The sequence below is a fragment of the Ruegeria sp. CI1 genome (assembly GCF_056536925.1).
This window is the reverse complement of sequence record NZ_JBQFQP010000001.1, coordinates 340,329-353,700: the sequence shown is the minus strand read 5'-3', so window position 1 is coordinate 353,700 and position 13,372 is coordinate 340,329. Positions and strand designations below refer to the sequence as shown.

Genomic DNA, 13,372 nt, shown 5'->3' with positions numbered 1-13,372 from the left:
CCACTTCGATGCGTTGCCCAAGGATGCCATGACCATGCAGCATGCTGATACCAAGACGGTTTTGGTCCTGGGAGCAAACGGTTTCATTGGAACATCGGTGGTCCGTGCGCTGGTCCAGGGTGGATATGCTGTTCGCGGGATGGTCAGATCGGTGCGATTGGCTGATAAGGTCTTGTCCGGATGCAGCATCATTGATGGTGACTTGCGTCAAATGACGGAGCCTGAAAACTGGTCGCTTGCCCTGAATGATGTCGACATTGTCGTGAATTGCGCTGGCGCATTGCAGGACGGCGCTCAGGATGATCTTGCCGCGGTCCATCATCAGGCGGTTGCCGCACTTGGCAAAGTTTGTGTCAAGAGTGGGATAGCAATTGTACAAATATCCGCTATTGGGGCTGAAGCGACGTCCGACACCGCCTTCATGCGAACCAAGGCAGAAGGTGATGCCGCGTTGCGCCGTAGTGGTGCGCCGCTCTGGGTGCTGAAGCCGGGGCTGGTGATTGGGCAAACTGCTTATGGCGGTACGGGGCTGCTGCGGATGCTGGCCGCCGTGCCATTTTTCCAGCCATTGGCCCATCCCGCGACACCGGTGCAATCGGTGGGGATGGAGGATTTGTGCCGTGTGGTCCTTGAAGCCGTCTCTGGCGAGTTGCCTCATGGAGAGTATGAGCTGGTCGAAGATCAGGCGCAGTCGCTGGCAGAGCTCATACGGCAGACCCGTGAATGGCTGGGGTTTCGGCCTGCTTTGTTCTCTTTGAATGTTCCAATTGCAATTACACGGCTTGTCGGAAGGATCGCAGATGGGTTGGGGGTGTTGGGATGGAGGTCTCCGCTTCGAACCACGGCGCTTTTGGTCATGGAAACCGGAGTCGAGGGGAATGCCGCCACGTACCGGCAGGCCAGCGGGCGCCATTTGGTCGCTCTGCCAGAGATTTATGCCGGACTGGAATGCGCCCGGGAACACAGGCTTGCCGCGCGGATGTCATTGCTCATGCCGCTCGTCGTGGCGGTGCTCAGCTTGTTCTGGGTGTTGTCTGGGGTGTTCGGTCTAATCGGCTTGAACGAGGCAAGTGCGGTGCTCATCTCGGCGGACTGGTCACGCTGGATGGCAAAGGTCAGCGTGGTGTTCTGGTCGCTGGTTGATATCGGCTTGGGACTGGCGATCCTGTGGAGGTCCTGGGCTGCATGGGCCTGTCTTGTACAGGTTGCGGTTGCAGCGTTTTATCTGGTTGCGGCGTCCGTGGTGACCCCGGAATTATGGGTCGACCCATTGGGGCCACTGGTCAAGATATTGCCGGCCATGTTCCTTTCCCTTCTGGCCCACCAGCTTTTGGAGAGCAGATGACAGATCCCGATCTGATCCTGCGATGGCTGCACGTGATCGGTGCCTGTGTCCTTCTCGGAACCGGTGCCGGGATCGCGTTTTTCATGCTGATGGCACATCGCAGCGACGATCCGAAGATCATTGCCCATACCGCAGGGGTGGTGGTGCTGGCGGATCTTGTCTTTACCACGACGGCTGTCATTTTGCAGCCGGTCACCGGCATGCTGCTGGCTTGGCGTTTGGGATGGAGCTTGATCGAAGGTTGGCTACTGCTGGCCCTCGTATTGTACGTCGTGACCGGCGCGTTCTGGCTGCCCGTCGTTTGGATTCAGGTGCAATTGCGCGACATGGCACGCGGAGCGGTGGCTGAGCAGCAAACCCTTCCACAGAGGTATCACCGGTTATTCCGCACCTGGTTTGCATGTGGGTTTCCGGCCTTTCTAGCCGTTCTGGCAATTGTCTGGCTGATGCTGGCGCGGCCCGAGATTTCGGTACCGGTTTTTTGACACATGCCAATGTGGGCGTGCGGCAACGTTTGGATTTCGTCAGGTATTCCGCACTATGTGGCTGCAGCACTGGCGGATAGGCTTTCCGCAAAACACTTCGGAGGGTCGCCGTGGAATCGCTGCTTGTACTTGTTGCGTTGATCGTCTTGGCCATTCCGGTGACTATTGTCATTCTGTTGGTCGGTCTGTCGCGCCTGCGAAAGCGCGTGGAAGACCTTGAACAACAAATCGCGCAACTCAGTCGACCTTTCGAGCGCGTGAAGCCGCCTGAAAAGCGAACCGACCCAGTTGCTCAAGAAGCTTCGCGCGATGCCGAATCGGTGGAAAAGGAAAAAAATGTCAGCCCCGCGCCCTGGTCGCGTCCTGCGGTGACAGAACCAGATGCAACAGAAGCTGCCACCCTGACGCACCCCAAGTCCCCTGCTACACCGCCTCGTGCTGTGGTGTTCCGGCAGGACAAATTCGATGCGTTGGGCAAGTGGTTGCGTGAGAATTGGTTCTATGCGGTGTCTGCCCTTTCGCTGACCTTGGCGGGGATTTTTCTGGTTCAGTACGGCGTGGAGAACGGTTTGCTGCCGCCAGCGGCGCGAATCATCGCGGCCTTGGGGTTTGGCTCAGTTCTGATCATTTCGGGCGAGGTTGTGCGCCGCCGGTTTGGTGATGATGCGTCCTCAAGCACCGCATACCTGCCTTCGGTCTTTTCTGGGTCGGGGCTGGTCACGCTGTTTGGGGGCATTCTGGCCGCGCGCCAGCTTTATGACTTGATCGGACCCGAGGCTGCACTGTCCGCGATGGTGACCATCGCACTCATGGGACTTGTGCTGGGGTGGTTTCATGGGCCGCTGTTGGCGGCGGTGGGGTTGATAGGTGCTTTCGCCGCTCCGTTTTTGGTAGGCGGGTCGTCCGAGGATCCGTCGTGGCTTTACGTCTATTTCTTTGTCGTGACCGTTCTGGGATTGGGAATCGATACCGTCCGACGTTGGGCGTGGATTTCGGTTCTCGCGCTTGTCGGGGCCTATGCTTCTGCTTGGTTGGTTTCGCTTTCGTCGCCGTCAACCGACGCGGCGCTGATGGTCTATTCTACCTTGATTGCGCTGGCTGCCATCGTTGTTCCGGTCCGCCGTCTGACCCCGGATCATCCCGGCAGCATGGTTTTGGTGTCTGTACGTCGCAAAAAGGGCGATCCCTGGCCGGAATTCCCGACGCGGCTTGCCTTTGCCTCAGTGGTTGTCAGCACTGCATTCATCGCGTTGCGTTGGGGTGGATCAGAGACCGAGTTCTGGCTTGCCGTCTTGATACTATCTGGTTTGGCGGTGGCTTTGATCGTATGGGCGAGCGGTGCCCGCGCATTGCAGGACACGGTGCTGTTTCCAACAACCGGTCTGTTGTGGGTAGTTTGGGGCCAGGGATTTGATTTTGGCGCAGTTTACCGGCGGTTTTTCGAAACCTACACCGAAACACCCGAAGCGGATTTCCCATGGGTGGTTACCTTCTTGGTCGTGATCAGTGCACTGATTTCGGTTCTGTCGGCGTGGCGGTCATTCCGGGGTGGGCAAATGGCGGTCATCTGGGCCGGAGCGGCGGCGATTTTCGCTCCGACGATGGCGATCGTGTTGGAGGTTGCGTGGCAGCCGGCCGAGGTGATCGGGGCGTATCCATGGGCACTGCACGCGCTGGTCTTGGGCACCCTCATGGTAGTATTCGCCGAGCGTTTCGCTCGTCGAGACGGAGAGGACAGGATGCGCGCCGCGCTGGCCACGTTGTCCGCACTATCCTGCCTTACCTTTGCCTGTGTCATCGTGTTGAGTTCGGCTGCCTTGACGGTTGCATTGGCCGTCACTGTTGTTGCGGCGGCGGCGCTGGATCGCAAGTTCACCTTACAACCGATGAGTTGGTTCATCGCGGTCGGTGTCGTCACGCTTGGCTATCGGTTGGTTGTCGATCCCGGTCTGGACTGGTCGGACAGGGCGCCGCTGCCCGAGGTGGTGCTTGCGTATGGAGGCACCCTAGCTGCTTTGGTTCTATCCCTCTACTTGCTGCGACCGCTCTCGCGTCCGTTGGCCAGGCTGATGCTGGACAGTGCCGCGTGGTCGACGAGTGGTTTGTTTTTGTCGATCCTTCTTATGCGGTGGCTGGAACGCATCGCGGGCCGTGCGGATGAAAGCCATTGGGGGCTTGGTCTGCTATCGGTGATCTGGCTGGGTCTGGCCTTTGCACAGGTGCAAAGGTTGGAGCTTGGCGGTAGGCTTGCTATGATACGAACGGGCCTGGCAGCCGTATTCGGTATTCTTGGCGGTGTAGCTCTGGTAGCGGCATTGACCGATGGAAATCCACTGTTGGCCAGACATGCTATGCCGGTGATTGGCCCGCCAATCGCGAACACGCTGGCGGTTTCTTACCTGCTCCCGGCATTGGTCATCGGCTTTTCGGCCTGGCGGATCAAATCCATGCCTCCGTTGCTGCGGCGGACGTCCGGAGTTGCGGCGCTGGCGCTTGCGGCTTTGTGGCTGGGTTTGGCGATCCGGCACTTGTGGCAGGGCGCGGCGGGGATGTATCACGAAACCGGCGTGACCCAGCCCGAGCTATACACCTATACCATCACGTTGCTGGTGATAGGTGCAGTATTGTTCTATCAGTCGCTGGCGCGGAATTCCGCGATCATGCGCAAGGCGGGCCTGGCCGTGATCGGTCTGGCCATCGCCAAGGTTTTCCTGATCGACATTGCGGGACTTGGAGGCCTGATCCGAGTGTTTTCGTTGCTGGCGCTGGGTCTTGCCTTGGCCGGTCTTGCGTGGCTCAACCGCTGGGCCATACTGCGCCATTCGCCGCAGGCATCGGAACCTCTGGACCAATAGGCGGCACCGTCCTATAAGCCCGGGCATGTTTGACCGGCTGGCCATCATTATTCGAATTATTTCCCCGGCGCTCTGAGCAATCGAGACGCCGGGACAAGGTGTTTGAGACCTCGCACCGCACGATCGCCGTTATCCGCAAAAGACAAGCCGAAGGACGCCACCCATGTGCGCCGACACGACCACTGAAACACCTGACTACAAAGATACGCTTAACCTGCCCAGGACCGAATTCCCGATGCGCGCGGGCCTGCCCAAGCGCGAGCCTGAGTGGCTGGCCCGGTGGGAGCAGATCGGAGTTTATGACCGCCTGCGCGAAAAGCAGGGCCGCAAACCGTTCACACTGCATGACGGCCCTCCGTACGCGAACGGCCACTTGCATATCGGCCACGCGCTGAACAAGACGATCAAGGACATGATCGTGCGCTCCCATCAGATGATGGGCTTTGATGCGCGTTACGTACCCGGCTGGGACTGCCACGGCCTGCCGATCGAATGGAAGATCGAAGAACAGTACCGCAAGAAGGGCAAGAACAAGGACGAGGTGAACATCGTCGACTTCCGTCAGGAATGCCGCAAGTTCGCCGAAGGTTGGATCGACATCCAGCGTGAAGAGTTCAAGCGTCTGGGCATCACCGGCAACTGGCCTGATCCCTACATCACCATGGACTTCCATGCCGAGGCCGTGATTGCCGACGAATTCATGAAATTCCTGATGAACGGCACGCTGTATCAGGGCTCGAAACCCGTGATGTGGTCGCCCATCGAGAAGACAGCGCTGGCCGAGGCCGAGGTCGAGTATCACGACAAGGAAAGCTTTACAGTTTGGGTGAAGTTCAAGGTCGTGAACGCGGGTGATCTGAATGACGCGTTCGTGGTGATCTGGACAACGACCCCTTGGACCATGCCGTCGAACAAGGCTGTCGTATACGGCAAGGACATCTCGTATGGCCTCTACGAAGTCACCGGCGCGCCGGAGGAATGCTGGACTGCTGTTGGCGACAAGTTCCTGTTGGCAGATAATCTGGCCGCCGACGTGCTAGGCCGCGCCCGTCTGAACGACGACCAGTGGACACGCGTCCGCGATGTGACTGCCGATGAACTGGAAGATGTACAACTGACCCACCCGCTGGCCGGGGCCGAGGGCGGCAATGGCGAATGGGACGACCTCCGCGACTTCCGCGCCGCTGAGTTCGTGACCGATACCGAAGGCACCGGTTTCGTCCACTGTGCGCCGTCCCACGGTATGGAGGAATTTGAGCTATATCGTGATCTAGGTGAGCATCCACACGGTGGAACTTGGCTGGAGAAAGTCATCACCTATAACGTGATGGACGATGGCTCGTTCCGCGCGGATCTGCCGTTCTTTGGTGGAAAATACATCCTGTCCCGCAAGGGCGGTGAGGGTGATGCGAACAAGGCGGTCATAGACAAGCTGGTTGAGGTCGGCGGGTTGCTGGCACGTGGCAAGATCAAGCACAGCTATCCGCATTCGTGGCGCTCTAAGGCTCCGATCATCTATCGCAACACGCCGCAATGGTTTGCTTCGGTCGATCGCAAGCTCGATGACGGTATGGGCGAGATGGGCGACAGTATTCGTGAGCGCGCCCTGCGCTCGATTGACGAGCTGGTAAAGTGGACACCGCAGACCGGCCGCAATCGTCTGTATTCCATGATCGAAGCGCGCCCGGACTGGGTTCTGTCCCGGCAGCGTGCCTGGGGTGTGCCGTTGACTTGCTTCACTAAGAAGGGCGCCTTGCCGACTGACGCGGATTACCTGCTGCGCAACGAAGACCTCAACGCTCGCATCAAGGCGGCGTTTGAAAAGGATGGCGCGGATATCTGGTACACGGATGGGTTCAGGGAAAAGATCCTCAACGGCATCGCCAACCCTGACGATTACGATCAGGTCTTTGACGTGCTTGACGTTTGGTTCGACTCGGGCTCGACCCACGCCTTTGTTCTGCGCGACCGCGAAGATGGGACCGAGGACGGCATCGCCGACGTCTACATGGAAGGCACCGACCAGCACCGCGGTTGGTTCCATTCATCGATGTTGCAGGCCTGCGGTACCATAGGGCGCGCACCTTACCGCAACGTGGTGACGCATGGGTTTACGCTGGACGAGAAGGGCAACAAGATGTCCAAATCACTCGGTAACACCATCGTGCCCGATGAGGTCGTAAAACAGTATGGCGCGGATATCCTGCGCCTTTGGGTGGCTCAGACCGATTACACCGCAGACCAGCGGATTGGACCTGAAATCCTGAAAGGGGTGGCCGACAGTTATCGTCGTTTGCGCAACACGATGCGTTTCATCCTTGGATCGCTGGCGGATTTCACCGAAGCCGATCGCGTGGCAAACCCTTCAGAAATGCCACGACTTGAGCGTTGGGTTCTCAGCCGCTTGGCCGATCTGGATGCTCAGGTGCGCAAGGGTTATTCCGAGTTCGATTTTCAGGGTGTGTTCAGTGCCGTTTTCAACTTTGCCACCGTTGATCTGTCAGCCTTCTATTTCGACATCCGGAAGGACGCTTTGTATTGTGATGGCGACAGTCCGCGGCGCCGCGCCGCGCGTACGGTCTTGGACATCCTGTTCCATCGTTTGACGACGTGGCTCGCGCCAATTCTTGTGTTCACTATGGAGGAGGTCTGGCTGGAACGGTTCCCGGGCGAGAACAGCTCGGTTCATCTGGTCGATATTCCGGAAACTCCGGCCAACTGGAGAGACCAAGAAATCGAGGCGAACTTTGCCACCATTCGCCGCGTTCGCCGCGTGGTCACTGCAGCCCTTGAGATTCAGCGCCGGGACAAGGTAATCGGCTCCAGCCTCGAAGCTGGGCCTGTGGTGCACATCGAAGATGCGGATGTACGCGGTTTGATGGCTGAATTCGATATGGACGATCTGTGCATCACTTCGGGCCTTTCTGTGACCGGCGACCCGGCGCCTGCCGAAGCGTTCCGTCTGCCCGAAGTTTCGGGTGTCGGTGTCGTTTTCGAAAAAGCCGAAGGCGAGAAATGCCAGCGTTGCTGGAAAATTCTGCCAGACGTTGGCCGCCACACCCATGCGGGTGTTTGTGGCCGTTGTGATGACGCATTAGGATGAGCCAAACCTGAAGGGATCCCTTCGCCTGGGTGGCGAGGGGGTCTTGTTCATTCGAGAATGAAAAACTCGATTGTTGTGTCAAAGCCGGCGACCTCGCAAGATACGGGTTTGCCGGCTTCGACGGCCGATATGTCCATGAACTGTTTCGAACATATCGTTCTTGCATCCTGTCGCGAGGCCTCGTGCAGCATGCGCGAGCAAAGATTGATTGTCGGGCCGATGGCGGTGAAATCCAACCGGGTTTTGCTGCCGATATTGCCATAGAAAATGTCCCCGACATGCAGGGCCGCTCGAAACTCAGGGGCGGGGGTTGCAAGTCCATGGGCCATCGTTTTTCGCGCATGAGCAATGGCCTGCAATGCACCGTCCGCCGCCGCCTCTTGAGCGGTCAGGTCGTCCGGCGTGGGGAAAATCGCGAGAGCCCCGTCGCCCAGGAATTTGAGGATTTCGCCGTTGTTGCGGGTGACCGAATCGTCGATGACCGCAAAGAAATGGTTCAGGAGCTGAAGAACGTCCTCTGACCCCATACTATTTGAAAGCTGGGTATATCCCTTGATGTCTGCAAACAGAACCACGGCAGAGATAGTCTCACCCTCGCCGCGAACGATCTTGCCGCTCAGAACTTTCTGGCTGGTGGCCTCCCCCAAATAAGTTGCAAGGGTGATCTGTTTGTCCAGACGTTCAGTGAAAATTTCTTTCGTTCGCGCCAGGCATGACTGAACCCGCCGCAGTGCCATAAGTTGTTCATCCTTGAACCCGCCATGAGATTGGGTCGCAAACTCGACGCAGCCGCTTACGGTTCCATCGAAGTTGATAAGAGGAAGCACCAGAACGTCAGTGTATCCCGCATTTTGGTAGTTTCGTATGTAATCCTCGAATTTAGCCGACGCATTCGTGGAGTCTGCCAAGCGTAATCGTATGGAGCGTTGTGTGGTGATGCTGCCATCAATCGGGGTCTTTTTGAAATCAACCGTGTCAAAGTACTCGTGCAGAAAAGTTACTCGCCGAACTCCCCCCTTGCTGGTCCATCGGGTCTGCATGCCTCGGATGCGCGGATGAATGAACAGTCCGTTGATGATGAGCGCATCAAGCCCGATACCGGCCTCGTTTAAGCGGTGCGCGCATTCCTCGACTACGGTCTCGAAGCTTTTTGGTGGTTGTGCTCCAGAGATCAGCCAGTTGCACACCGAGTGAATTTTGGCCGTGTCCACCATGACTTTTGCCCCGCCCCGTTTAGCCACTCATCATGCTCGGAAAGCGACGATGAGGCAATCGGGCGATGAATTCGCCAGATTTAACAACGGAATCCCAGAGCAACACGCATATCGGTTGCAGACAGTCGCGCCTTCTGTAAGCTTCGCCGCATGCCAAAGATCTGCGTCGATACCAAATTTGGCCGTCTCTCGGTCGAGGAGCAGAATGGCGTCATCGTGCGCCTTCGGTGGGCGAATGAAGAGGAGGCTCCGGATTCCTCTCTATTGATGGAGGCCGCGGCTCAACTCCGTGCCTATGACGACGGAAAGCTGACCCGTTTCGACCTGCCGCTTCAAGTGAATGGATCAGAGTTCCAGAAGCGCGTCTGCGATGCAATGTTTTCGATCCCATTCGGTGAGACCAGAACCTATGGCGATATCGCCCAGGAAATGGGTCATCCGGCGCAAGCTGTGGGGCAGGCCTGCGGCGGCAATCCAATTCCGGTTATCATACCTTGTCACCGTGTTTTGTCGGCAACTGGGCTAGGAGGGTTTTCGGGGGCTGGCGGCGTCGAAACCAAGGTTGCGCTGCTGCGTCATGAGAGTGCCGCCGGTTTGCTGATCTGAATTTTGCAAAAGCTGTTGCATTCCGCCGGTTTGCAGCACACTTTTATTTGACGACCGGAACTCAAGGACCCATTCAATGACAGTCGCCCAAGATCGCGCCACCAAAAAGAAGGCAATTATCGATCGCCTCATGTCGCTGGAAGCAGAAGAACTCGCCACAGCCAAAGCACATCACGATGCGTTCATGAAGGAGTCTCAACTGGATGACCGGGAAGGGCACGACAAGGATGATATCGCGGCCTCGCGCGGAAACGCCGATTTGGCTGCAGCCTTTGACGCCCCGGTTCATGCGCATCACGCAAAGATTGACGTACTGGAAAACACCGATTTCGGATTGACGGATACCGTCGCGCCGGGTGCGGTCGTGAAATTCGACAACCGCAATTTCGTGGTGTCGGTTTCGACGACCCGTTTCGATGTCGAAGGCGAAACCTATATGGGCATCTCAACGCAGAGCCCGATATATCTGGCGATGGCCGGTCTTCAGGCGGGCGAGGTTTTTACTCACAATGGTCAGGAATACGAAGTCGAAGACGTCCTCTGAAACCACTTGACGCCTTGCCAAGGAATATCTTTGCGCACCTTAGTCGTGAAGCTCCACAGCATTTCTCTGAGGGATGATTTGCTGGGCGATTCCTGCGCCCAGCAAGTATAGGCTGGTTAGAACAAGCCCCCAATGTGCCCAGCTTTGCGGGTCGAAATCCACCCAGGCAGCCCAACCGGCGAAGAAGGTCCAGGCAAAGGCCATCGGTAATGACACGTTGCGCCACCGGGCAGTTCGCACCGGGTGAATGAATTTTAGCGGTAGAAACATCGCGATAGACAGTAGGGTTACCAAGGCCAGACTGACATAAAAATTCGGTTCCAGTGCAAAGATCACGATCACCACCATGTTCCAGCAGCCTGGGAAACCGGAGAAGGAATTATCCTTTGTCTTCATCCTTGTGTCCGCGAAGTACATCGCGCTGGCAAATGTGATCACTATGATGGCAAACCAGCCGGTCCACCCGTCCATAAGGCCGGACTGGAAAAGCGCAAAGGCGGGAATGAACACGTAGGTGAGGTAGTCGATGATAAGATCCAGCAATACACCGTCGAATTCCGGGGCGTACTTCTTGACGTGATAGTGGCGGGCAAGTGGTCCGTCCATGCCGTCCACGATGAACGACACCACCAGCCAAAGGTACATCAAACTCCATTTCTCTTGCGCTGCGGCCAGCATGGCCAGCATGGCAAAAACAGCTCCCGTCGCGGTCAGGAGGTGGACGAAAAGGGCTTTGAATCTGAGTGTCATAGTCCGGTTCATGAACCAAGAGGCCCAGATATGCAAAGTAAAAGTCAGAGCTGGCGGCTTTGTCTTCAACCCTGACTGTTTTCTGCTTCAGTTTGATATGCGAACCTCTTCCAACGGATAGGCCAAAGCATCCTGCGCTTCCCAACTCACATGGCAATCGTGACAGAAAGACTGTTTGAACTTCATCGGCTTGCCGTTCGGCTGAATCGCTGAATAGACCCAACCATCGGTCTCGGGCGCTTCGTCCGAGGCAACCTTAGTCATCACGAAAAGTGGTCCGACCTTGGCTTGCTTGTTTTTCTTGTCGATGGAAATGCTCTCTTTGGCCAGAACGGACCCAATCGGCATTTCAACGCCTTCTTCGGCGAAATTCAGGTATTCCTCGGCAGCGATCGGGTTGGCAAATGTCAACAACAACCGGTTGCCGTGTGGGCCGGCGACCGCAGGCCGGGTTCCGCTAACAGTCCAGTTGCGATAGTTCATCGCCAGCCGATCGCCTTCTTTTGCGTAGCTCTCCACCATCTTGTCTTTGATGCAGTCATAGATAGTTCCGATATCTGTTTCGGTTAATTCAAACGGGTCTTCAGTCGGAATCGCGCATTCCTGAGCCGATACTGCGGTGACGCCGAACGTGCAGGCGATTGCTGCGGTGACCGTGAAAAGATGTCTTGTCATGGCTGTTCTCCCTTCAGTCGTCGTGGTGACTATCAGGCTCGCACAAAACAGACTTACTTGTTCAGCACTTCCGTACACTTCAAAACACGAATCTGTGACAGAATGTGAGGACTTACGCTTTTGGGTGGGTGCGATTGTAGACTTCCATCAGACGCGCAGTGTCAACGGCAGTATAAGTCTGTGTTGTGGATAACGAGGCGTGTCCCAGCAATTCCTGGATGGCCCGCAAATCGCCTCCGGCGGCCAAGAGATGTGTCGCAAAACTGTGCCGAAGCGCATGCGGTGTGGCAGTTGCCGGAAGGCCAAGCTGCATTCTGGCCTTTGCCATCACCCCCTGGATTGTGCGAGGGTTCAATGCGCCGCCCCGGACGCCCCTGAACAGGGGCGCAGATGGTTCCTTGGGATAGGGGCAAAGGCGAACATAGGTGTCGATGGCGACACGGGCAGCTGGAATCACAGGTACAACACGTTCTTTCCCGCCTTTGCCGGTGATCCGAAGCGTATCCGGCAAGGGTGCGTCCATTCCCTTCAAAGACAAAGCTTCGGAGATCCTAAGGCCACAACCATAGAGCAAAGTGACAACCGCCACATCGCGGGCCGCTATCCAATCCTTTTCGGACTGCAGTTCGACAGTGTCGATAATGGCGCGAGCGGCGTCTTCAGCAAGCGGGCGGGGAAGCTTTTTGGTGAATTTGGGTGCGCGTGTGGATAGAACGGCGCTGGGTTCAAACCCTTCGCGCTCTGCCAGCCAGCGATAGAATGTCTTGACTGCAGACAGTTTGCGCGCAAGCGACCGGGCACCGACGCCTTCACTCCGTTGGTGCGCCATCCATGCACGCATGTCCGAGACTAATATCCTTGCGATGGGTGCCAGCCCTTCGGATTGCCCATGGTGCAATGTAATGAAGGACAGGAAATCAACCACATCTCCGCGATAGGCAATCAGGGTGTTTTCGGAATGTCCGGCCAGGGCTTTCTGGTTCTCCAGCCAGCGCTGAAGTGCGTCTCGGCAGGCTGGAGATATCAGGCTCACGACAACCAGTGGCGCATCGAGCGTTCGAATACGCTGGCAAAGAATGACAGGAGATCGGTGCCAAGCTGCGGAGTGAAATGGCGGGGATCGGTGGAACCCATCACGATCATACCAGGAAGACGTCCGGTTCCCAGATCAAGCTTGAGGCACGCTTCGGATTTCAGTCGCATGGTCTGATCTCCAAAGATCTTTTGTGCAGAAGATGTTATCGGACGCAGTGTTACCGGTCGGGTTGCGCGCCGCGCATTACCACCGAGATAGGTATCGACAAAACCCGGCTCGACTACTTTCAATGCGTCGCCAAGCCGCGAAAGAACCGGATCGGTTCCATCAAGAGTGGACTCGAGGACAAGTGTGACGATGTCTACCCGCAGGATGTCAGCTATGTCACCCCCAAGGGTCCCAAGGAACTCTTCGAAATCGGATGGTTCCAGCAGCCGAAGAATGGCGCGATGCACCAGATTGGTTCCTGCGAGGTTTTCATAAGCGGCAGCAATGACAGAGCGGTGCGTGTCTTCCAACCGGTCGAGGCGGGCTTCCAGACGCTCCATTGCTATGGACCGCAAGTCTATGATGTTCTCGCCCATGGCGCGTTCATTGGCCGCAACCAGTGCTTGCATCAGATCCTTGTCGTCCAGAACAACGTCGGGTTTCGCTAGGATCGCGGCGCGCAGATTGTCTTCGAGTTTCGCTTCTCTGCTCATGATTTGTCCGTGTTTTTGTGTTGATCCGGTTTATAGCACGGCCTTTCGGCTTTGCTTA

General features: G+C 57.0%; 11 protein-coding genes. 6 read left to right on the top strand and 5 right to left on the bottom strand.

Translation table 11 applies throughout. From position 1 onward, the window contains the following. The first annotated feature begins 34 nt into the window (after positions 1–34). The 4 genes from ACR0LZ_RS01675 to ileS all read left to right on the top strand — a co-directional run bounded on the left by ACR0LZ_RS01675 (position 35) and on the right by ileS (position 7,788). Positions 35–1,345: an SDR family oxidoreductase gene (locus ACR0LZ_RS01675; RefSeq protein ID WP_480748028.1), complete on the top strand. Its 1,311-nt coding sequence runs from the start codon at positions 35–37 to the stop codon at positions 1,343–1,345. Beyond that, positions 1,342–1,830, top strand: a complete 489-nt coding sequence (locus ACR0LZ_RS01670) for a DUF2269 family protein (protein WP_480748027.1) — start codon at positions 1,342–1,344, stop codon at positions 1,828–1,830. The genes ACR0LZ_RS01675 and ACR0LZ_RS01670 overlap by 4 nt, the downstream gene beginning before the upstream one ends. Before the next feature lie 110 nt (positions 1,831–1,940). Beyond that, positions 1,941–4,685, top strand: a complete 2,745-nt coding sequence (locus ACR0LZ_RS01665; RefSeq protein ID WP_480748026.1) for a DUF2339 domain-containing protein — start codon at positions 1,941–1,943, stop codon at positions 4,683–4,685. Positions 4,686–4,848: 163 nt separating this feature from the next. Then, positions 4,849–7,788, top strand: a complete 2,940-nt coding sequence (ileS, locus tag ACR0LZ_RS01660; RefSeq protein WP_480748025.1) for an isoleucine--tRNA ligase — start codon at positions 4,849–4,851, stop codon at positions 7,786–7,788. A gap of 47 nt (positions 7,789–7,835) precedes the next feature. On the opposite strand, the gene ACR0LZ_RS01655 is transcribed toward ileS, so the two are convergent. Continuing rightward, positions 7,836–9,002, bottom strand: a complete 1,167-nt coding sequence (locus ACR0LZ_RS01655) for an adenylate/guanylate cyclase domain-containing protein (protein ID WP_480748024.1) — start codon at positions 9,000–9,002, stop codon at positions 7,836–7,838. A 150-nt stretch (positions 9,003–9,152) separates the two neighbouring features. Here ACR0LZ_RS01655 and ACR0LZ_RS01650 point away from each other — a divergent pair, with 150 nt between their 5' ends. After that, entirely contained in the window at positions 9,153–9,608 is a 456-nt protein-coding gene (locus ACR0LZ_RS01650; protein ID WP_480748023.1) for a methylated-DNA--[protein]-cysteine S-methyltransferase, read from the top strand. 76 nt (positions 9,609–9,684) lie between these two features. Beyond that, positions 9,685–10,152, top strand: coding sequence for a hypothetical protein (locus ACR0LZ_RS01645; protein WP_480748022.1), 468 nt, complete (start codon positions 9,685–9,687; stop codon positions 10,150–10,152). Between the two features lie 39 nt (positions 10,153–10,191). Here the strand turns inward: ACR0LZ_RS01645 and ACR0LZ_RS01640 are convergent, their stop codons facing one another. The 4 genes from ACR0LZ_RS01640 to ACR0LZ_RS01625 form a co-directional block, all read right to left on the bottom strand. Next, complete coding sequence (locus ACR0LZ_RS01640; RefSeq protein ID WP_480748021.1) at positions 10,192–10,902, bottom strand: CDP-alcohol phosphatidyltransferase family protein; 711 nt, start codon at positions 10,900–10,902, stop codon at positions 10,192–10,194. Between the two features lie 87 nt (positions 10,903–10,989). After that, on the bottom strand, positions 10,990–11,577 hold the full coding sequence (locus tag ACR0LZ_RS01635; protein WP_480748020.1) for a cytochrome P460 family protein: 588 nt from the start codon (positions 11,575–11,577) through the stop codon (positions 10,990–10,992). Between the two features lie 112 nt (positions 11,578–11,689). Then, positions 11,690–12,610 carry a tyrosine recombinase XerC gene (locus ACR0LZ_RS01630; RefSeq protein WP_480748019.1) on the bottom strand — a complete coding sequence of 307 codons (921 nt, stop codon included), beginning with the start codon at positions 12,608–12,610 and terminating at the stop codon, positions 11,690–11,692. Beyond that, on the bottom strand, positions 12,607–13,314 hold the full coding sequence (locus ACR0LZ_RS01625) for a DUF484 family protein (protein WP_480748018.1): 708 nt from the start codon (positions 13,312–13,314) through the stop codon (positions 12,607–12,609). The genes ACR0LZ_RS01630 and ACR0LZ_RS01625 overlap by 4 nt, the downstream gene beginning before the upstream one ends. Positions 13,315–13,372: the final 58 nt, after the last annotated feature.